General features: G+C 42.0%; 1 protein-coding gene. It reads left to right on the forward strand.

Going from position 1 to position 1,030, the window contains the following annotated elements:
* Positions 1-130 precede the first annotated feature (130 nt).
* Positions 131-1,030, forward strand: a 900-nt coding sequence (locus C9J34_RS22275; protein WP_202973698.1) for a hypothetical protein, incomplete at its 3' end; no start/stop codon positions are given.

Below are 1,030 nucleotides of genomic sequence, written 5' to 3' on the forward strand. Positions count from 1 at the left end.
GGAACAAGCTTAAAAACAGAAAATTCAATCAGCTTTTATGCGACGCTAGTGAAATTTTTTAATTAAATTTTAACCTTTGCCTTGTATACTTTAACCTGTGGGAATAAAAATCTGAAAGGAGTAGTACACTATGCAACGAAAAGCAAAACAAGCACCGCTATTTTTAGCGATTGCCCTTTTATTGATGCAAACACTATTGGGTAGTTTACCTGCAATGGCACTAGATAATCCTTCGCCATTGCAAATCACACTGACAACAAATGGGCAACCGTATGCAGAAGGAGAAAGTGCCATCCATCCGGTTGAAGTCTATGTGACAACAACCTCGGCAGACAGTGCCGGCATAGAAATGTCACAAGACGCTCGTCAAACATGGCAGCCCTTTGACAACACACAGCCGTTCATCATCGAACAAAAAGGTGAACATGAGCTATGGTTCCGACTAGGGGGGATAGAGGAAAAACGCACGATTACAATCAGTGCATCGTTCATCCAACCGCTAAAATTGACAGCGAATTCTACGATTATTTATGTCAATGCAGCACAAGGGAATGGGGGAAATGGTGAAAGCTGGGATACAGCCTATAATAATTTACAAGACGCGCTTGATGCTGCAAAAGCGCAAATAACTGCCGGTGAAACAAGCGTGCAAATTTGGTTAACAAAAGGCACCTATACACCAACCAAGCAAACTGATCCAAGTGATGCGCGTACTGCGACCTTCCAAATGCAAAATAACGTAGCGATTTATGGAGGGTTTAGTGGGACAGAAAATGAGTTGGCAACGCGAGATTGGGAAAATAATGAAACGATTTTAAGCGGTGATATTGCTGACACACCAAATGATCACACTAATAATGCGTACCATGTATTTTATCATCCGAATGGCTTGAATTTAAATGATACAGCCATTTTAGATGGCGTTACTATTACAGGTGGGAATGCGAATGTGGATGAATGGAGTGGAGACAAACGCTTTGGAGGCGGCATGTTCAATGGTAGTAGTAACCCCACGTTAACGAATGTGACG

Source organism: Metasolibacillus meyeri (genome assembly GCF_003049505.1).
GTDB classification, from domain to species: Bacteria; Bacillota; Bacilli; order Bacillales_A; family Planococcaceae; genus Metasolibacillus; species Metasolibacillus meyeri.